We start from the raw sequence: 377 nt of genomic DNA, 5'->3' as shown, positions 1-377 counted from the left end.
CAACCAACACTTCCCACCGTATTGGGCCCCGCCAAATCCCTGAAAGACACCGCCATGACGCAGCCCTCCGCCCCGTTTGCAGACTTCGCGCCCCGCACACCGCTGAACAACCCGCTGCGCGCCGCCATCACCGCCGCCACCCGCCGCCCCGAGCCCGAGGCCCTGGCCCCGCTGCTGGCCCAGGCCCGCCTGCCTGCCGATCAAGCGGCGTCGGCCGAGCAGTTGGCGCTGCGCATTGCCAAGGCCCTGCGCGAACGCAAGGCCAGCGCCGGGCGCGCAGGCATCGTGCAGGGGCTGCTGCAGGAGTTTTCGCTGTCGTCACAAGAAGGCGTGGCGCTGATGTGCCTGGCCGAGGCCCTGCTGCGCATCCCCGACAA

At 70.8% G+C, this 377-nt stretch carries 1 pseudogene; it reads left to right on the top strand.

Features of this window, described 5'->3' with window-relative positions:
- Positions 1–54 precede the first annotated feature (54 nt).
- A pseudogene (locus DBR23_RS31895) lies at positions 55–377 on the top strand (1-pyrroline-5-carboxylate dehydrogenase); the annotation flags it as partial.

Source organism: Acidovorax sp. HMWF018 (assembly GCF_003061035.1).
Taxonomy (GTDB): domain Bacteria; phylum Pseudomonadota; class Gammaproteobacteria; order Burkholderiales; family Burkholderiaceae_C; genus Acidovorax; species Acidovorax delafieldii.
The sequence above is the reverse complement of the archived record's forward strand: the minus strand, read 5'-3'. Positions and strand labels throughout refer to the sequence as shown.